The organism is Parvularcula mediterranea (assembly GCF_013085255.1).
GTDB lineage: Bacteria > Pseudomonadota > Alphaproteobacteria > Caulobacterales > Parvularculaceae > Parvularcula > Parvularcula mediterranea.
This window is the reverse complement of sequence record NZ_JABFCX010000003.1, coordinates 81,236-99,570: the sequence shown is the minus strand read 5'-3', so window position 1 is coordinate 99,570 and position 18,335 is coordinate 81,236. Positions and strand designations below refer to the sequence as shown.

14 protein-coding genes are annotated in these 18,335 nt (G+C 62.4%); 5 read left to right on the top strand and 9 right to left on the bottom strand.

Annotation, left to right across the window (positions count from 1 at the left end; genetic code table 11):
* Positions 1-22: 22 nt before the first annotated feature.
* Positions 23-826, top strand: coding sequence for an SdiA-regulated domain-containing protein (locus HK107_RS09305; protein WP_173199039.1), 804 nt, complete (start codon positions 23-25; stop codon positions 824-826).
* Here the strand turns inward: HK107_RS09305 and HK107_RS09300 are convergent.
* The 6 genes from HK107_RS09300 to HK107_RS09275 all read right to left on the bottom strand — a co-directional run bounded on the left by HK107_RS09300 (position 823) and on the right by HK107_RS09275 (position 9,400).
* The gene (locus HK107_RS09300; protein ID WP_173199036.1) at positions 823-1,866 is read right to left on the bottom strand and encodes a hypothetical protein; all 1,044 of its coding nucleotides are present in this window, start codon (positions 1,864-1,866) and stop codon (positions 823-825) included. The genes HK107_RS09305 and HK107_RS09300 overlap by 4 nt on opposite strands.
* Entirely contained in the window at positions 1,863-2,858 is a 996-nt protein-coding gene (locus tag HK107_RS09295; protein ID WP_173199034.1) for a metallophosphoesterase, read from the bottom strand. Before HK107_RS09295 ends, HK107_RS09300 begins: the two co-directional genes overlap by 4 nt.
* Complete coding sequence (locus tag HK107_RS15515; protein WP_198912381.1) at positions 2,855-3,622, bottom strand: DUF4956 domain-containing protein; 768 nt, start codon at positions 3,620-3,622, stop codon at positions 2,855-2,857. The genes HK107_RS09295 and HK107_RS15515 overlap by 4 nt, the downstream gene beginning before the upstream one ends.
* 139 nt (positions 3,623-3,761) lie before the next feature.
* Positions 3,762-5,153 (bottom strand): sigma-54-dependent transcriptional regulator, encoded by a 1,392-nt coding sequence (locus HK107_RS09285; protein ID WP_173199032.1) that lies wholly within the window; start codon positions 5,151-5,153, stop codon positions 3,762-3,764.
* Complete coding sequence (locus tag HK107_RS09280; protein ID WP_173199029.1) at positions 5,150-7,864, bottom strand: PAS domain S-box protein; 2,715 nt, start codon at positions 7,862-7,864, stop codon at positions 5,150-5,152. The genes HK107_RS09285 and HK107_RS09280 overlap by 4 nt, the downstream gene beginning before the upstream one ends.
* Before the next feature lie 144 nt (positions 7,865-8,008).
* Positions 8,009-9,400: a WecB/TagA/CpsF family glycosyltransferase gene (locus tag HK107_RS09275; protein WP_173199027.1), complete on the bottom strand. Its 1,392-nt coding sequence runs from the start codon at positions 9,398-9,400 to the stop codon at positions 8,009-8,011.
* Between the two features lie 408 nt (positions 9,401-9,808).
* Between HK107_RS09275 and HK107_RS09270 the strand changes: the two genes are divergently transcribed.
* Genes HK107_RS09270 through HK107_RS09255 form a run of 4 tightly spaced genes read left to right on the top strand, consistent with a single transcriptional unit; the run spans position 9,809 to position 14,022 of the window.
* Complete coding sequence (locus HK107_RS09270) at positions 9,809-11,101, top strand: oligosaccharide flippase family protein (protein WP_173199025.1); 1,293 nt, start codon at positions 9,809-9,811, stop codon at positions 11,099-11,101.
* Positions 11,094-12,035: a glycosyltransferase family 2 protein gene (locus HK107_RS09265; RefSeq protein WP_173199023.1), complete on the top strand. Its 942-nt coding sequence runs from the start codon at positions 11,094-11,096 to the stop codon at positions 12,033-12,035. The genes HK107_RS09270 and HK107_RS09265 overlap by 8 nt, the downstream gene beginning before the upstream one ends.
* Before the next feature lie 17 nt (positions 12,036-12,052).
* Positions 12,053-13,048: a glycosyltransferase family 2 protein gene (locus tag HK107_RS09260; RefSeq protein ID WP_173199021.1), complete on the top strand. Its 996-nt coding sequence runs from the start codon at positions 12,053-12,055 to the stop codon at positions 13,046-13,048.
* A complete protein-coding gene (locus HK107_RS09255) occupies positions 13,045-14,022 on the top strand; it encodes a glycosyltransferase family 4 protein (protein ID WP_173199019.1) in 978 nt (325 codons plus the stop codon). Before HK107_RS09260 ends, HK107_RS09255 begins: the two co-directional genes overlap by 4 nt.
* Here HK107_RS09255 and HK107_RS09250 read toward each other — a convergent pair.
* From HK107_RS09250 to HK107_RS09240, 3 genes are read right to left on the bottom strand one after another with little or no spacing between them, the layout of a single operon-like run.
* A complete protein-coding gene (locus HK107_RS09250) occupies positions 14,019-15,314 on the bottom strand; it encodes an O-antigen ligase family protein (protein ID WP_173199017.1) in 1,296 nt (431 codons plus the stop codon). The genes HK107_RS09255 and HK107_RS09250 overlap by 4 nt on opposite strands.
* Positions 15,269-16,720 carry a GumC family protein gene (locus tag HK107_RS09245; protein WP_173199015.1) on the bottom strand — a complete coding sequence of 484 codons (1,452 nt, stop codon included), beginning with the start codon at positions 16,718-16,720 and terminating at the stop codon, positions 15,269-15,271. The genes HK107_RS09250 and HK107_RS09245 overlap by 46 nt, the downstream gene beginning before the upstream one ends.
* The gene (locus tag HK107_RS09240; RefSeq protein WP_173199013.1) at positions 16,717-17,976 is read right to left on the bottom strand and encodes a polysaccharide biosynthesis/export family protein; all 1,260 of its coding nucleotides are present in this window, start codon (positions 17,974-17,976) and stop codon (positions 16,717-16,719) included. Before HK107_RS09240 ends, HK107_RS09245 begins: the two co-directional genes overlap by 4 nt.
* Positions 17,977-18,335 lie beyond the last annotated feature (359 nt).

The window sequence follows — 18,335 nt, the reverse complement described above, 5'->3', positions numbered from 1 at the left end:
GAGATGGTTCCACGCTGGCCGGATGCTGCGCGCCCTTCTTTCCTTTGCCCTGCTGACGCTGCCCTCAGCGGCGGCGCAGGAGTATGAGCTGCCCGACCAGATCAGGTTGGAGAAGGTCCTCGAGGAGGTTTCGGGGCTGGCCCCTGTCGATGGCCCAGGCGCCGATGATGTGATGCGTGCCATGGTCTATGCGCACGATGATGAGCGCGGGATCGTCTATCTCGTCGAGACGAACGGTGGCCACATCCGGGGAAAGATCAAGCTGGGCAAGCCTTCGGTGAAGGCGGACTTCGAGGGGGTCACGGCGACCGAGGACTTCCTCTATCTCGTGACCAGCTCAGGGCTGATCTACGAAGCTCCGATCGAAGACGAGCCGGGGACGGTTCGCTTCAATGTCTACGACACAGGTGTCAGCGCGCGTTGTGAGGTCGAGGGGCTGACGACAAGCGGGGACGGAGGGCTCTTTCTTCTGTGCAAGGAAGATCGTGGCCGGCTGACGATCCATCGCTGGAGCCTTGAGACCCGTCTCTCAGAGCCTGAGGTCTGGGTCAGCTTGCCGCCGCGCGATCTGCCGGTGCCTGCCGGGATGAGGTGGACGGGTCTTGAGCGGGATACGAAGACGGGGGACGTTCTGGTCCTCGGCCACTCGCCAGCGCTTGTCATGCGCCTTTCCTCGGAGGGTGAGCCGAAGTCTGTCTTTCGTCTCGTGGACGGTATTCATCCGCAGCCGGAGGGCATTGCCCTCACCGCCTATGGCTCCTTGCTCATAGCCGATGAAGGTCGCGGCAAGCGCGCGACGATGAAAGAGTACCTGCCGAAGGACTAGCGGCAGTCGCGCAGGAGCTTCCGCTCGGCTATGTCCTCGCTGCGAACATCCCTGAAATAGCCCTCGAGATAGCGCCGCATGGCACCGCGCTTGCGGTCGGTCAGCCCAGGCGTCCGCGCCACTTCTGCGAGGAAGGCGTCCTTCATCGACACCGTTTTCTCGATCGTCGCCCGCGCCTCGGTGTTGTGACGACAGAAGCCTCGGTAACGGCGTTCACGGACGGAATCGAGGTCGAGACCCGGAGGGGGCGTTGCGTAGCGGGCATCGATCAGCCCTGCGTGGTCGAAGTCGTAAGGAATAGGTGTGAGGTCGGTGCGCGCTTCCTCGGTGGCGCCGATCATCTTCATATTGTGGCAGCACGGATCATCTTCGCGGCCACGCAAGACCGACCAGTCCGTATTGCCGATCATGTATTGGAAGACCGAAAGACGGCCCGCAGCATCGGCTACAAGAGCCTCTTGGGTGGCGCGGTCCGCCTCGACTTCATCTTTACCGAAGCGGTCGGCGAGGTCGTCGATATCCTCGATGAAGAAGGCCGACTGGGTCGTGACAACCGAACCGTCAGCTTCTTCAACATAGGTGATATCGAGGAGCCGGACCTTGAAGCTCTCCTCGGTCAGGAGGCCATAAAGGCGGTAGGCGGTGTATTCGGCGAGGAGATAGTCCCTGTACTGCGCACGATCGCGGCAATGGGTGACGAGCTTGAGCGAGCGTTGGCGGTCAAAGAGCGAGGCATCGCCGGGCTTCTCGTTGATCCGGAGACGCAGCGGCGGGAAGCCGCAATTCTTGCGGTCGCGGCGAAAGTTGCCCCGAGCCTGCAGGTTAATGGCATGGGTCTCGGCGCTCGTTCCCTCGAGGCGCATCACAGCATCATAGCGCTGTGGCTCCTCATCGCCCGCTCGGCTGCGGAGCTCCTTGAACGGACCAGTGAGCGTAATCGCAAGGGTCGCGTCTTCGGCGAAAAGCGGAGTGACGTCTTTCTGAGCGAGCGCTGGCGAGACGAGTGCTGCCAGAGCTGCGAGCCAACCGATCAGTTTCATGGGTTCCCCTCCCCCTCAAGGACACGGCGCGTGCCGTTGTCGACAGCGGTGATGCTGCCCTCATCAATCAAGAGCCACGACCGGGTCCCGCCATAATGGTCCGACATGCCCGTATCTGCGGCGATGACCTTCCCTCCGTAGAAGGAGCGAATACCTTCGAGCTGCGGCGTGTGGCCGACGACGATCCGCTCTGCTCCGTAAGCTGCGAGGATCCGATCGACTTCGGCTTCGCTTTCCAGCGAGCCTTCGACGTTGCCCCGGTACCAGAGCGGCGAGGTTTCGCTGGCGATGATCTCGGCTTCTGCCTCAAGGCCGGAAAGCGCCTCGCCGACAGCGAAGTTTATGGCGTCGAGCGAAGTCTCGATCCAACCCTCGCTCATCCCTCCGTGAACGAAGAGCGTACCGTCGATGAGCGCCACGGCATCATTATCGGCAACCCAGCGGCCATAGTCCCCGCCCGGGGCCCATGCCTGCCTGTGCTCAACATAGCCCAACGGGTGAAGCTCATCGAACCGTGCACGGATCTGCTCAGGCGTCAGGGTTGGATCCCTTGAGAGGAGCGAGGCGGCGTACTGCTCCCTGACGCGGGCATAGAACCTGTCGCGGGTGCGCTCGGAGCGACCTGTGACGAAGGCGGCGTACTCTCCGGGATCGACATAACGCAGGTCGCCCGTGATGTTCATCGCCTCGTGGTTACCGATCAGGGGGACGATCTTGCCGCCTTTTCGCTTCGCCTGCTTCTCAAGGCGCATCAGGTGGTCGAGGATCTTCCGTGTGTCAGGCCCGCGGTCAGGCACGTCGCCGAGTTGGACAAGAACCGTGTCGCCGCCGCTCCAGCGTAAGCGGTCATCGACCAGCCCTGCTTCGGTAAGGACGGCGATGTAGGCGTCGTAGTCGCCGTGGATGTCCCCGATGGCGACGATCCGCTCGGCCCGGGCTGCGCCAATGCTGACGGCGAGGGCCAGCACGAGGGCGAAAATGCGAACGGTCATCGGCCTACTCCTTCATCCGCCCACTGCGCTTCCTGGCGGCGTTTCTCTTCTGCGCGGAGGGCCTTGGCCTTGCGCGCCTTCTTGGCGGCGCGCTCTTCCTCACGCTGGCGCTTGGCGACGAAGCGGCTTTCGAGGCCGTCGCCGAAGATACAGATGAAGGCCGTGGCGTAGGTGAAGAAGACCGTGGTCACGAGGGCGATCTCGATGGCGCCAACGCCCGCTGCGAGGCCTACGCCGATGGCGACGAAGATGAAGAGCGTGTCGAACGTATCGCTCAGGGCACGGCGGAACCTGACGGCAGCCACGATCCCTGCGAGGGAGAAAGCGAGCGCCAGGGAATGCTGCGCGACGGTGACGACCCCTGCGACCACGGCAGGCATGACCAACGTGGTCTCGTCAATGGAGTGGTCATAGTCCTGACCCTGATGGATGTCCTTATAGAGCCAAGCCACCGGGACCATCAGCGCAAGCGAACAGAGCATGGCGAGGAACAAAGTGATCGCATCCTCAAGCCATGAATAGGCGGTCGCCGGTCCAGTCCGCGTGATCTCTCCCGCGACAATCGGATCGAACTCCAAGGAGCCGTAATCCTGAATGCCGCCGACCGGCAGCACCTCGATCACCGCCGGGAAAAGGAAGATGAGCGCAGCAATCAACCCGCCGCCCGCGAGATAGTAGGCCGACACCCTCCGAACGAAGCGCCAGAGCCCCTCGCGATGAACGGCATCGATTCGCGCAGAAATCTCCTCGGCGCGCTTACTCAAACGAACTCAAGCGAAGTCATTGTAATCGCTCGCCCTCCTGCCCTTGGCGGAAGGTGAGAACAGCCCTCTCCGCCTGTGTTTGGAAGAGAGTGAAGCACTGATCGCTGCTGTGCTCAAAGACGCCGCAGCAGCGAGCGTTTTAAACGGCCCAGGAGGTCTTCTTGCGGTAGATCGTCGAGGGGTTGATTTCCAGAAGGCGGGCGGCCTCCTGAATGTTGCCTTCGGTGACCGCGAGGGCCCGCTCGATGGCCCTGCGTTCCGTCACGTGAAGGGGTTCGACGACGGCATCCCATGCCCCTTCGCTAAAGCTCACGACCGGCGCCTGTCCCTCTCCGTCGAGCTGCATGGCGAGGGCCAGATCTTCGGCTGTGACTTCGTCGCCTTGACCCGTACCGAGGATGACTGCGCGCCTGACGACGTTCATCAGCTCACGAACATTGCCTGGCCAGCCATGGGAAGCGAGGGCCGCACGGGCTCCTTCGTCGAAGGTGGTTTGCGTCTTGCCGTGCTCCTTGGCGAAGCGCTCAAGGAACGAAGACGCGATGAGCACCGTGTCCATGCCTCGCTCTCGCAGGGGCGGCATGGTGATGGGAATGACGTTGAGGCGGAAGTAGAGGTCTTCGCGCAGCTTGCCTTCGACGATGGCCTTCCTCGGGTCGCGGTTGGTGGCAGCGACGAACCGGATGTCGGCACGGCGTTCTTTGGACTCGCCGACCCGCATGTAGGTGCCTTCCTGCAGCAGGCGGAGGAGTTTGCTCTGGAGGCCGATCTCCATCTCGCCGAGTTCATCGAGGAAGAGCGTCCCGCCGTGAGCCCTCTCCGCTGCGCCTTCGCGGTCGGAAACGGCTCCGGTGAAGGCGCCCTTCACGTGGCCGAAGACTTCGCTCTCCAGCATGTTCGGCGCGATGGCAGCGCAGTTGAGAATCACGAGGGGACCGCGGCTGCGGCCAGAATTGCGGTGGATCGCTTCGGCGGCGAGCTCCTTGCCGGTGCCGCTTTCGCCGGTGATGAAGACGCTGGCGTCGCTGGGCGCTGCAGCCTCGATGATCTTGTAGACTGCCTTCATCGGCAGGGACTCGCCGATCATCTGGGAGGCGATTGCCTGATTCTCTTGAGGCTGCGGCTTGGCAGCGGGCGCAGGAACGGGTGTGTCGTCTGTCTCTTCCTCCGTACGCATCCACATCTGCTCAAGCGCAGCGATCATCTTCGGCCCACTGAACGGTTTGACGAGGAAGTCGCGGGCACCTTCGCGCATGGCCTCGACGGCTGTGCCCATCGAGCCATTGGCAGTGATCGCGATGACGGGGACCTTGCGGCCTTCCTTCTGAAGCCAGCGGAGGAGCTTCAGGCCACTGCCATCCGGCAGGTGCAGGTCGAGGAGCACGGCGTGGGGCTCTTCACGGGAGATCTCATCGATGCCCGCTGCGCAGGTCTCGACCACGATCGTCTCCATCCCGGCGCGGCGGAGGAAACCATCATAGGTCCGCGCCATGGAGGGGCTGTCTTCGATGATCAGGACGGTGGTCTTCATGACGCAATCCTTCCTGATGCGCTGTCGATGGCCGCTTCAGTCTTGGCGATCAGGTCGATCAGGTTCGGCAGCCTGCTGATGACTTCGCTGGCGCGACCGTCTTTGGAGAGGCTGTCGAGCTCCGTAGCGAGAGCCTGAAGCGGCAGAGCGCCGACATTGCCTGCGGAGCTCTTGAGAGAATGGATGTGGCGGAAGACTTCGTTGCTCTCTGCCTGGCCAGCTTCGCTCAAGGCCTCACGGTAGCCTGCAAGCTCGCCGCGGAACATTTCAAGGACTTCGGCGAAGAGTTCGGGATCGTCCTGCCAGTCGTTGACGGATGTGTCGGGTACGAGAAGATCGTCCTGCATTGAGGGCCTCCTGTCAGTCACGGTACGGAGAATGTTGCTGATGAGTTCATCAGTGGCGATCGGCTTGCTGACATAGCCATTCATCCCGGCTTCGAGGCACCGCTCCTTGTCGCCGCGCAGCGCGTGCGCGGTCAGGGCGATGATCGGAACGGATGCAAACCTACCGCCAAGCGCACGAAGGGCGCGGGTCGCTTCGAGGCCATCCATCTCGGGCATGGAGACGTCCATCAGGATGACGTCATAGGAGCCGGTTTGTGCACTGAGCACAGCTTCGCGGCCGTCGCGAGCGCGGACCACCTTTGCGCCCTGCCGCTCCAGACGGCGGGAGACGACGAGGGCGTTGGTATCGCTGTCTTCCGCGATCAGGATCGAAAACCCGCTGAGAAGCTCAGCTGCAGCGTCGCCCGGGTTGTCGGCCTTGATCTCCTGACCGCCGATTTGCGCTGCGGCAGCGGGGACGGATACGGAGAAACGCGAGCCTTCACCAAGGGTACTGGAGGCGCTGATGTCGCCGCCCATGGCGCGACATAAGTCGCGGCAGATGGCAAGGCCGAGCCCTGCCCCGTCGTAACGGCGGCTAAGCCCGGTATGGGCTTGGACGAAGCGGTCGAAGAGCCGCGGGAGCACGTCTTCTGCGATACCGATTCCGCGGTCGATCACGTCGAGTTGGAGGCTCGATGCGGCGGGGTCATAGTCGACCTCCACCTTGACCTCGCCAGAAGGCGTGAACTTCACGGCGTTGGAGAGAAGGTTGACCAGCACCTGGCGCAGCCTCGCGGCGTCGCCTTCGATTGCATCGGGCGTGGTCGGAGAGATGCGAACGTCGATCGTAGGCTGACGGTCGGCGAAAGTTGCCTTGATGACGGACACGGACTGATCGATGAAGTCACGGGTCAGGATCGGCTTGCGCTCGATCTCGATCTCGCCGGCTTCAATGCGCGAGAGGTCGAGGAGGTCCGACAGCAGGGTCAGGAGCGAGTCCGCAGATGCGGCTGCCTGCTCCAGATACTTGGTCTGCACCTCCGTCAGCGCCGTCTCACCAAGGAGATCCAGAAGGCCGATCACGCCATTGAGGGGCGTGCGCATTTCGTGAGACATGGATGCTAGGAACTGTGTCTTCGCGATGCTGGCTGCTTCTGCCGCCTCTTTCGCTTCGGTGAGGGCCTGGTTGGCCTCGGCGACTTTGGTGATGTCCTGGATCGTACCGACAAGGCGGTAGGGCGTGCCGTTCGGGCTGCGCAGGGTCTGGATCCGCGTCTCCACGGTCTTGATCGAGCCGTCGTGCAGGATGACCCGGTGGGTCACTTCCTGATCCGTACCCGTTGCAACAGCGGCCCGGACCTCGGGTTCAAGCCTAGCGAGATCCTCGGGGTGAAGGAGAGCCGTGAACTCTTCCGTGGTCGGAGCTGGCTTCTCGGCGTCAAGGCCGAAGATCTCATAAGTAGCTGGCGACCAAAAGAAGGTCCCGGACTTGATCTCCCACTCGAAACTACCGACCTGCGCGAGGCGCTGGGCGTGGGCGAGGAGCTTTTCGTAGCGGTCGCGTTCAGCCTCGTGCTGCTTGCGTTCGGAGATGTCGCGTACGACGCCATGGACGAGCGGACCGGCCTCGGTATCCACCTGGCGCGCGGTCAGCTCGGCTGCGAAGGGTTCACCCGACGCGCTGAGGAATTCTGTCTCGATACTGACTTCCCGACCAGCCATCACCTCGCCTAAGGCGGCTTTGGCCGCGGGGATAGCGCTGTCCGGATGCAGGCTTTTGACGTGATTGCCGATCGAGTGTTCCCGCTCCAGGCCGAGAAGGCTCGCTGCTTTGGAATTGAACTCGACGATTTCTCCTTTGACAGTGTGGACGATGATTGCATCGGTCGAGAGCTCGAACAGGTTCTGATACTTGTTCTGCGACGCGCGCACTTCCTCCTCGGCTTCGAGGCGGAGGCTGATGTCGCGGAGATAGGCTGTGAAGTAATGGACGCCGTCGCAATTCACGGGAGTGATCGCGAGTTCAACGGGGATCTCCGCACCGTCCGCACAGAGAGCTTCGATCTCGATCCGCTTCCCGATGACAGGGCCCTCGCCCGTCCGTTTGAAGCGCTCCATCCCGTCCGTGTGCATCTGGCGGAAACGCTCTGGAACGAGGACGTTGGCGAGGTTCAGGCCGATGACGTCTTCCCGGCGATAACCGAAGGTTCTGCACGCCGCAGGATTGAACTCGATGATCTTGCCGATACCGTCGATGATGACGACGCAGTCGAGCGCCTGATCAATGACTGCGTTACGCAGCGCGATCTGCAGCTCACTCTGATCATCCATAACTGCGTCTTCGTTGCCCATAAGGCTCTCCCGAAGGTCATCAATGGCCATCACCCGTCTCCGAAGTCTCGAAGAACCAAGGTTCACGGGCCGTGCCGGAACAGAAGACCGCAAAAACACTGGGTTTCCGTTTCGTATTCTTGCAAATTGCAACATACTCGCTTTGCAAAATGCAAGACTCTCCGGTGATCCCCATCAATAGGCACCTTTCGCGGTAATCACGGCGAGCGGTGTCTTGGCGAGTATTTCGATATCGGTGACGAGATCCCGTTCGCGAATGTACTGAAGATCGAGGCGCACCTGCTCCCGGAAGCCTAGAGATGCGCGCCCGCCGACCTGCCAGAAGCACGTGATGCCGGGTTTCACGGAAAGCCTGACCCATGCCTCGCCGCTGTACTGGATGGCTTCTTCCGGCAGCGGCGGACGGGGACCGACGAGAGCCATGTCGCCTTGGAGGACATTGATGAGCTGAGGCAGCTCGTCGATCGAGTAGCGGCGGATGAACTTGCCCACTGGCGTGATGCGGGGGTCATCGGCGATCTTGAACGTCACCGCTTCTTCGCCGTGGTGGTTGAGCTTCTCGACCTCAGCGCGCCGGGTCTCGGCGTCCACGACCATGGAGCGGAGCTTCAGCATCTGAAAAAGGCGGCCGCCCTTCCCGACACGCTCCTGGCGAAAAAAGACGGGGCCAGGGCTTGTGAGCTTTACCGCAAGCATGGCTGGCAGGAGGATCGGTGCCGCGAGGAGCAGGGCTGCGGCCGAGCCGACGATATCGAGGCCACGCGCCAGAATATCATGACACTGACGAAGACGACTCCGGATGCCGTCTGCGAGGGCATGGGAGAGGTAGACCGGGTTGCCGATCACGTAGCGACGCCAGAGCCGGCTCGGCTCCTGCATCATCCGCCAGCCCCACTCCATTCCCGTCCGCCTCACGATCGTCGGTGCACGGGAGACGCGCTCTGCGAGGAAATCGAAGAGACCGCCCACCGCGAGGACCATCGGCGCTTCAAGCGCTGCACCGTGACGGTCGATCCACAGCTCCTGCTGGGGAACGCCCATGGCGACGAGGACGATGTCTGCGTCTGTCGCGTTGATTTCCTTGACGATTTCTGTCGATTGGCTCTGCGCAAAGTAGCCGTTGCGTGTGCCGACAATATCGATGTCGGGCCAGTCGGCAGTGATGTTGGCGGCAGCTTCTTCCGCGACGCCTTCCGTTCCGCCGAGGAGAAAGACTCGGGTCTTCCGGTCCGTCAGGCTATCGAACAGTGCGGGGACGAGATCGGTACCGTTGAGGTTGGCTTCGAACTTTTGCTGCTTCATCCGGGCGGCGAAGGCGACGCCAGATCCGTCAGGGAGTAGAACATCGGCCCTGCGCAGCGCCGTGGCATAGTAGGGATTGCTTCTGAGGACATTGAAGCAATGCGCGTTCATGAACATGATGCGCGACCGCTGGCGGAGGTCGAGGCGAAGGCGCAGGTCTTCGAGCGCTTCATCCTTCGACGCGTTGGCGATCTTGATGCCTTCAAGCTCGATCGTCCGGGTGCCGAGCGCTTCGGTGGTTTCTCTCACTGCACAGGCTGACATTGCAAACTCCTCTTTCGGTTTCGCAGGAGACGTTGCAGAGGCCAGGCCGAATGGAGTGAGTGGGCTATCCTATTGTATTTTTTTGCTTTTCCATCTTTCCGTCTCTAGCGGATCGCAGGATGCACGACGATATCGCTAAAATGCGGTCGTGTTTTGCAAGGGCGCCTTCACTGGTGGAGATGCCTGTCCAAAACCTCCCCAATTGAGCGTGAACTTCGAGCCTCATCGCTCTTTGCAGAGTGCACGGATATTCTGCGAAAGGCGCTCTGGCATTCCGCACGTCCGCGGATTTCTGCATTCTGCACACACCAACTATAACAATGTTTTTGCTCACTTTTATAGCTGACAAGCGTATGAGCTCGGCAGGCACGGAACCTGCGACCTTCATCCCGACAAAGGATGAAAACCGTGCTCGATCTTCGCAAGACCAAGACTTCCATCGCCGCCCTTCTGCGCACCCGTATCGCGCGAAACCTCGCTTGGCTGGCTGGCGCTGATGTCGCCACCCGGGCGGTCCGACTGCTTTCCGTCGCGATTGTTGCCCGGATCCTCGGGCCAGAGGCATTCGGTGTCGCTGCCCTGCTCCTGTCGAGCCACGAGCTGGTCAAAGTCGGTGCACAGATCGGTACTGGCCAATCGATCATCAGGGCACATGCAGATGAACTCGAGGCGGTTTCCAAGGCGAGCTGGCAGCTGAACATTCTCGTCTGCGCAGTGCTTGCAGGGATTCAGCTCGCGATCGGCTGGATGGTGGGTGGGGCTACGGGCCACGTTTCGGCTCCCTATCTTGGCATGGCGCTCGCGCTCGTGTTCCTTGGAATGCCGTTGGGCCTCGTCCATGTGTTCCGTGCCCTGCGCGATGAGCGTGCCGATGAGGTCGCACGGATCGCAGCGGCCCAGAACATAGCTGACTGTGTTCTGACCGTTGTGCTCGCGCTTGCCGGAGCGGGCGTCTGGGCCCTGGTCCTGCCCAAGGTGCTGACGATGCCGATCTGGCTCGTTTGCGTCAGGCGCCTCGTGAAGTGGCAGCCCCAGCGCGAGGTTCAGGCGGCCGCGTGGGGACCGATCCTCAAGTTTGGTCTGCCGATCCTTGGCTCAGAAGCGCTGGCGGCCGTACGCCTCAACCTCGACAAGCCGATCATTGGCGCTGTCCTCGGCGTTGAAGCCGCGGGCCTCTGGTACCTCGCGACCTCTGCTGGCCTCGGCCTGACGCAAGCGGTTTCCTCGGCCTTCTCGCTCATCCTGATGCCTTTTCTGTGTAAGGACGAAGAGGGCCAGAGCCGCCGTGAACGGTTCGACCGCTTCGCGTGGACGGCCCTGCCCGCATTGACCGCAGTGTTCGTCGTTCAGGCCGTGGCTGCGCCTCTCTACGTCCCGATCCTCTTTGGCAACCGGTGGGATGGCGCGGTCGCGATCGTCGCCGTCCTCTGCCTCACGGGCGCGCCGCGGCTCCTTTGGGAGAGCGTCGTCCAGCTTGCTCGGAGCGAGGGCCGGAGCGGTGCGGAGTTCGCCGGCAACGCTCTGATCGGCACGGCCGCCCTTCTCGCGCTTCTCGCTGGCGCTCAGTTGAGCCTCCTTGCCGCCGCCATCGCTCTCGCAGCGGTCACCGGAGGCGCCCAGCTCATCCTCTCCATCTGTCTGCGTTTCGTCGGCCTACAGATGACCCCCTCTTCTCAGACCAAGGAGCTCCAGCATGCATAAGTACATCCTCTTTACCGTGATCATCCCGAGCTACCGCAGCGCAGGCACCGTAGGAGACGCTGTCCGGTCTGCACTCACTCAAGAGATTGAAGGGCTCGAAGTCATTGTCATTGATGATGGTTCACCGACGGACGATGCTGGTGCTGCTGAGCGCGCGGGGGCCGGTGACCCACGGCTGCGGGTGATCAAGCAGGCGAATGCTGGGGTTTCGGCAGCTCGCAATGCCGGGATTGCCGCAGCGTGTGGACGGTATCTGGCGTTTCTTGATGCCGATGACATGCTGCTCCCCGGTGCTCTGGCGGGACATCTGGAAGCGTTCGCCAGCGATCCCGGACTCGCCCTGTCCTTCGGCCGGGTGCGCTTCTGGGATCCCGCGCATGGCGAGGACGGACGGTTGAGCAGCTTCTGCAGGACGCTGACGTTGCCCCTGATCCTAGGCGACAACCAGGTCTGCACGGCGTCGAACATCTGCGTCAGGACAGATGCCGCGAGGGCGATTGGCGGCTTCACCGAAGACCTTGACCGGGCCGAGGACCAAGACTTTCTCGCGCGCCTCTTCCTCGCCGCACACAAGGTCCGGGGCATCGACAGGTTGACCGTCAACTACAGGACGTCTGCGGAGGGCCTGTCCTCAGATCTCGAGCAGTTTTCCGCGGACTGGAGCTGCGTGGTCGCTGCAGCGAAGGCAATGGCCCCCGGCCATGTTGCCAATGCCGAGGCAGAGATCATCGCCCGGTTCACCCGCTACGCGGTCCGCAGGCGTTTGCGCCTTGGCAGGCCGGACGAGGGCGATCTTGGGACCCTCCTCCGTGCCGTTTCGCAGGCCCCGCAGCTGCTGGTGCGGGAGCCGCGCAGGACCCTCTCCACCATCGCAGGCGTCCTCGCTGCGCCCCTTCTCTCCAACAAGCATATCGCCCGCGCCGTTGCGCGTTGAACCGTCAGGAGGCTGACATGACGAACGACAACAACATCCCCGCCGTCTCCGTAGTGATGCCAGTCTACGGCGCAGAGATGACCGTGGCAGAGACCGTCTATTCCGTCCTTGGGCAGAGCTTCGAGGACTTTGAGCTTCTTATCGTCAATGATGGCGCGAAGGATTCCAGCATCGCAGTCTGCGAAGGGTTCCATGACCCCCGCGTACGGATGATCCACCAGAAGAACCGCGGGCTTTCCGGCGCGCGAAACACTGGCATCCGGGAAGCGCGCGGTAAGTTCATTGCGCTGATCGACGCTGACGACACCTGGCATCCGCACAAGCTCCGCAACCATGTGATCCACCTGGAAGCCTCGCCGCAGGTCGGCATCAGCTACTCTGGTTCTGCCATGGTCGACGAGCTGAGCGGCGCGATCGGCGTGAGCCAGAAGCCTCGCCTGAAGGATGTCAGGCCGGAACATGTCTTCCTTCGTAATCCGATTGGCAACGGCTCTGCACCGGTTTTCCGCAGGAAAGTCTTTGAGGATATCGCCTATTCCGATCCCGTGCATGGGGAGAGTGCCTACTTCGACGAGACGTTCCGTCAGTCTGAGGACATTGAATGCTGGACGCGGATTGCTCTGACGACGGACTGGAAAATGGAGGGCCTGCCCGGTCAGCTCACAAACTATCGGATCAATGCGAATGGCCTGTCTGCAGATGTGGAGAAGCAGCTAGCGAACTGGGAGCGGATGGTGAGCAAGGTTGCCGAGACCAACCCGCAATTCCACCGCCGCTGGGCGAAGGTCGCACGTGGGTTCCAGCTGCGCTATCTTGCGCGCAGGGCCGTCCAGTCAGGCAAGGGCGCGCAGGGGCTCTCTCTCTGCATGAAAGCGCTGCGCGAAGCACCGCATCTTTTCATCCGTGAGCCTCTCAAGACGACCACAACTGTCGGTGCAGCCATCTTCTTTGCCTTCGCGCCGAGCTCATTCGTCGAGGTTATCCGCCGCCGGTTCCTGGGTGGTGCGTCATGACCCTCCGTATTGCGCATGTCGTTGACGACACCGGCCTTGGCGGTGTGATGCAGCATATCGAAATGTTCCACGATTACCGCCTTGCGAGCATCGCTCGCTCGCAACTTGTCGAGCTGGATTCAAGCCGCCCAGGTCCCCGGCTCAAGGCAGACGTCATAGTCCTGCACCTGACCGTCAGCTGGCGGAAGATGCCTTTCCTGACGGGGCTGCGCCTGAGCAATCCCGGGGCACATATCATCCTCGAGGAACACAGCTACACGCAAGGCTTTGAGCGCCATTGCGTCGAGGCCAAGGGCCGGTTTCGCATGATGCTTCGCCTCGCCTACAGTCTGGTGGACCGGGTGGTGGCCGTGAGCGAAACCCAGGCTGCGTGGCTTCTTGCGAGCGGCGTGGTGCCTGCGAAGAAGCTGTCCACCATCAGGATGAGTCGGAGGACGGAAGGCTTTGAGATGCTCACCCCTCCGTGTCCTGAGGGGCATGTCACGCTCGGTATCCTTGGCCGTTTCGCCATGCAGAAAGGCATGGAGGATGCGATCCGGGCTGCGCGCGGGGTGGAGGGTGTTACGCTGGTCGTCGGCGGGTACGGACCTCTGGAGGACGAGCTGAAGGCTCTCGAAAGAGACGCGCCCAACATTCGCTTTGTTGGCTCGGTGGATGATCCCCGGGCGTTCATGCGGTCGATAGACGCGCTGCTGATGACCTCCCGATACGAGGCGTTCGGATTGACTGGATTGGAAGCGCGCGCCGCCGGTCGGCCACTCATCGCTTATGGTGTCGATGGACTGGTCGATCAGCTAGCCAGTGGAGGCGGGATCATGGTGCCTGCGGATGATGAGCAGGGCCTTCGAACGCTGCTTGAGGGGCTCGCGCCTCAGGACATCCTCTCCCTGACAGACGAAGCGCGGCGCAGCGCACGCGGTGCCTATGACCAGCAGGTTGAGGGGTGGACGGAGCTTCTGACCGCCCTCGGCTAGCCTCTCTCAGCTAGAGCCTTCCGCTGGAGGAGCATCCCCTCGCGGAAAGCCACGCCAATCAGCATGAGACCAGGCCAGTAGAGATAGGCCAGCATCTCCATGTTCTCACCGAAGCTGAAGAACAGCATGAGGAGGAGACATGCGAGCGCTGCCCGCGCAGCCTTCACGGCCGGTGCCAGCGTGATGAGCTCAAGCAGGCTCCAGATCACTGGGACGAGAAACGCGAAGAAACCGACAAGCCCCTTCACGAATATCAGTCCGTACCAGGAGTGATGACTGCCGATCGGCATGTACTCGACATAGTGCGGACCCGGCTCGACAATGCCGTGGCCCCAGATCGGGTTCTCTTCGAGCCCCCTCTCCCGCGCGATCCGGTTCAGTGCGCCCCTGACGCGGCTCGAGTCGGCCCGGGCCGAGGTGAAGCTGTTGATCGCTGAGTCCGCAGCGCTGATGAGGAGCGGCGCGAGGACGCCCGCGACGAGGCTGACGATGCTCGCGGCGAGGAATGTCGTGGGACGGAGGATCCGGCTGACGGCCCATGCCGCCGGGTAGATGAGGAAGAGGCTCAGCATCGCCATCCGCGACTGGCAGAGGACGACGATAGCCAGCGCGGCGGTGACGCCGACGGCTTTCCAGAAGCGGTGCTTCTCCTCCATCGCGCTGATGAAAAGGAGATTGGCGATGAGGCCTGCCGCAGGCGCCCACGGGGCAAGGAACTGCCAGCGCGCTGCCCCTGTGTCTGGAGCGATCGTGTAGAGGTAGACGGTGAAGACCTCTGGCCCCGGACCGCCGATGGCTTTCAGCGGCGAGACGAACAGCGCTTCGGGCAGGCCTACGAACGGAGCGACCAGGAACAGCGGCAAGAGGATCAGGGTTTGGAGGGAGAAGTACCCGCAGGCCCTGTAAATCGTCTCAGCACGAACATGGAGGCACGCGCCCACCAGCGGGAAGAGCGCGAGCAGCGCCCAACCTTTGGCCCAGCCGATGGTCGACTTGATGGTTTGCCCGAGGCCCAGCGCATTGGCCACGTGCCCCGCGAAGAGCGCCACCAGCATGACCAGCATCCCGACAATCCAGACCCAGACCCCGAAAGGGATGTCATGGGGCCTCTTCGATGCGGAAAGCGCCGGAGCAAAATAGCTCCGGACGCAGAGGAGACCGAGGAGGAGATAGCCGACCAGCGGCCCCAGGACGTAGAACGCACCAACGGCGTAGGCTGGCCAGCTCAGTGCCCAGCCCCACAGTGTCAGACGGTCTTCAGGATCGCCTGGAGGACGGGAAGCCTGATCCATAGGAGCACCAGTGTGAACATCCAGAGTAAAGACGCCGCAAAGGCGCCTGCGAGGGCAATCTTGGGCATCGGCGCCGACGGTCCCACAGGCAGCAGCGGCGCTTCTAGCACCTGCACCAGCGGGTAGGACTGGAAGACGTCGGTTTTCGACGTGTCGGTCCGCGCGAGTGCCGAGGAAAAGACAGCTTCCGCAATGAGATGGTCGCGCTCGAGATCGTCGAGCTTCGCCGCGATGGGCTTCAGCTCCTCAACGCGGAGGACGGCCGTGTCGATCTGCCATGTGAGCTCGGAGATACGGGCTGCGATAGCGCCGCGCAGCGCTGCGGTCTCGACAAGTTCCTTCATCAGGCTCGCGCGCTCTTCAACGGCGGCGTGCTCGAAAAGCGGTGCGAGGATCTCATCGCCAAGGCCCGTTAGGAGCCGGCCACGGGCGCGCAGGGAAGCGCTGAGCGAGCCTGCGGTGCGAGTGGCTTTCATCAGCTCAGGATGGTTGGCGCCATAGCGGAGCGACATCGCTGCGACGCTGGTCCGTTCCTCCGCGAGGCGGCGGGAAAGCTCACGCGCCTCCGGGTCGGTGAAGATCGTGAAGGCGTGGACGGCGAGGCTCTCGTCGATGCCAAGAAGACGGGAGAGCGTTTCGATGCGACCGCCTGCTTCAGCGAGGGCTGCCTTCTGACGCTCCAGCTCATTGCGCGAGTCTTCGAGGGTGGCGACGATCTCCTTATACTGATCGAGGGAGACAATGCCCGCCGCGCTCTGGGTCGCGAGGATCGCGCCGCGGGTCTCGGTGAGGCCCTGACGGAACTCGGCGATATGGCGCTGGTAGACCTCCTGACGGATAGCCATTTCCCCTTCGCGGAGTTCTTCCAGCTCAAGGAGAAACGCCGAGAGCAGCGCCTCGGCGTACTGCTGCGAGACCGCCGGGTCACGGGTCGACATCTTAATCATCATCAGCTGGGTCTGGTCGACGAGCTTGATAGAGGGATCAGGGAAGCTTTCCGGGCTCGTCTCCACGATAGCCGCTGCACGGTGGAGGACCCTCCGTGAGGTGATGATCCGCTTGTAGTTCTCCGTGGGGCTTAGGGAGGCCTGCGAGAAGGGTGACGACGTCATTGACGAGGCCTGGCCGATCTCGCTGAGATTGATCGAGCTGCCCGCGCCGGAACCGGGCATGATCAGGGTCATGTCGCTGGTGTAGCTCTTCGGTGTCAGGACGATATAGGCGATGGCGAGGCCGAAGATCACGGCTGTGCCAATGACGCCAAGCGACGAGTAGCGGAACGCGCGGCCTTCCCGGTCAAAGCCAGAAATCAGCTTGCGGACAATGCTCTTCCCTGCCCTGCGCGCAGCGAACATCTCGGTCTGTTTGGGGCGGAAGACGTTGTGGATGGTTTTCAGGATGATCATTGGGCAGCTCCTGCGATACCCACGGTGAGAAGCGCAGGGCCGGCGACTTCTCCAATGGTGGCGAGGACATCGCGGACATTGGTCACAACCGAGTCGTAACAGGCGACGCTGTCGTTCGGCATCAGGACGGGATTGAACTCGCGGCGGTCGTTGCGGCGGACAAGGTCTTCAATGGCCCGCTGGATGACCACCTCCTCGCCCGTGCGAGGGTCGCGGGTGGCGAGGACGGCAAAGCGCCCGGCGTTGGTCACTTGCGTGCCGCCGACGCAGTTGGCGGAGAACAGGGCTTGGAACATGGTCGTGCCGTAAGGAACACGGGTCGCATTTTCTCCGATGGCTGACGGTGCATTGGCGCGCGCAGGCGCGGTCAGGTTGGAGAGGAAGATCCGTATGCCCGGCGGTGTCACCGGGCTTGGCCTTGCCAGGCGCTGGTCATAGCAACCCCTGCCCGGCACGATGATGCGGTCACCAGCCTCAAGAAACGGATCCTCCGCGGCGCCACCAGCTATGATTCCGGTCAGGTCGACAGGGCTCCTGCGTCCCTGGCGGACGAGGATGACGCGTGAAAGGTCTGCATCAGGACGAGCGCCTGCAGCCGATCGGAGGGCAGCGGAAAGACGTCTTTGGAGCGCGTGATCGCCTGCGGCCTCGACCTTCTCGGTACGGACGGCCTCAGCGGGGATGTCGTTCACCGTGACGATGCCCGGCTGGAAGACTGCGCCTTCGACAGCGACATCGACGGGCGCCCATGCGGCAACCCGGAGGCTCACCGACGCGTAGCCCGGCTTGTAGATCTCCGCTGCGACCAGTCTCTCTTCGATTTCTTGGCCTGCAGCCCTCAGGGTCAGGCCCGCAACCGCGACCGGCCCCGCATGGCGCAGACCGATCGTCCCGTCCTGCGCAACCACGACGCTGCCGGAGAAGAGCACGTCATCCTCAACCGACAGGATGAGGAGGTCCCCGGGCGCAAGAACGGGCTCTGCGGAGAGCTCCTTGGATGGGACAAGCGGGAGCGCAGCAGCATCAGCGGGCAGCGGCTCGGCAACGCAGGATGCGGAATTCGCCTCCTCCGCCCAGCCCCGGTCGAGCGAGGCACGGCGGTACTCCGACCGCCACTCAGCCATGTAGGCGGAGCCGCCCGGCGCACTCTCAAAGTCGTTCTCAGGCAGCCGGACCGAGGCACAGCCTGCAAACGTCGGCAGCAAAGCTGCGAAAGCAAGGAAACGTCCGGCGCGGGTGATCAGAGGATGGGTCATGCAGCCATCACTGCAGGACAAGGGCCGCAGGCATGAGTGCTCTAGGCTGTTGTATTATAATGGAATTCTAATCTCTCAGATCAGGCGCCAATGCATCCTGCAGTGCAAAACGCAAAAAGCGTCATAGCTCTGACGGAGAACTTATTCAGATCAACAGAAGAGGGAGAGTGGCGCACCGGGGAGGCGTATTAGCGCTTGATTTTCTGCAGAATTTCAGCGGCTTAGAATGCTCAATGCGCATCATAGTCTCCCTTTCTGCATTTAGTTGGTAGGCCGAACGTCCGTACTCAAACGGCGCGTTCTGTATCCGTCTAACCCATCCTGAAGCCCAATGAAAGAGCCATTCGCAGATTGCTGGA

Excerpts from the sequence above, each read along its gene's own strand:
- HK107_RS09305 (WP_173199039.1), top strand. The coding sequence starts at position 23 with ATGCTGCGCGCCCTTCTTTCCTTTGCCCTGCTGACGCTGCCCTCAGCG.
- HK107_RS09300 (WP_173199036.1), bottom strand. The coding sequence starts at position 1,866 with ATGAAACTGATCGGTTGGCTCGCAGCTCTGGCAGCACTCGTCTCGCCA.
- HK107_RS09295 (WP_173199034.1), bottom strand. The coding sequence starts at position 2,858 with ATGACCGTTCGCATTTTCGCCCTCGTGCTGGCCCTCGCCGTCAGCATT.
- HK107_RS09285 (WP_173199032.1), bottom strand. The coding sequence starts at position 5,153 with ATGAAGACCACCGTCCTGATCATCGAAGACAGCCCCTCCATGGCGCGG.
- HK107_RS09280 (WP_173199029.1), bottom strand. The coding sequence starts at position 7,864 with ATGGCCATTGATGACCTTCGGGAGAGCCTTATGGGCAACGAAGACGCA.
- HK107_RS09275 (WP_173199027.1), bottom strand. The coding sequence starts at position 9,400 with ATGTCAGCCTGTGCAGTGAGAGAAACCACCGAAGCGCTCGGCACCCGG.
- HK107_RS09265 (WP_173199023.1), top strand. The coding sequence starts at position 11,094 with ATGCATAAGTACATCCTCTTTACCGTGATCATCCCGAGCTACCGCAGC.
- HK107_RS09260 (WP_173199021.1), top strand. The coding sequence starts at position 12,053 with ATGACGAACGACAACAACATCCCCGCCGTCTCCGTAGTGATGCCAGTC.
- HK107_RS09255 (WP_173199019.1), top strand. The coding sequence starts at position 13,045 with ATGACCCTCCGTATTGCGCATGTCGTTGACGACACCGGCCTTGGCGGT.
- HK107_RS09250 (WP_173199017.1), bottom strand. The coding sequence starts at position 15,314 with ATGGATCAGGCTTCCCGTCCTCCAGGCGATCCTGAAGACCGTCTGACA.
- HK107_RS09245 (WP_173199015.1), bottom strand. The coding sequence starts at position 16,720 with ATGATCATCCTGAAAACCATCCACAACGTCTTCCGCCCCAAACAGACC.
- HK107_RS09240 (WP_173199013.1), bottom strand. The coding sequence starts at position 17,976 with ATGACCCATCCTCTGATCACCCGCGCCGGACGTTTCCTTGCTTTCGCA.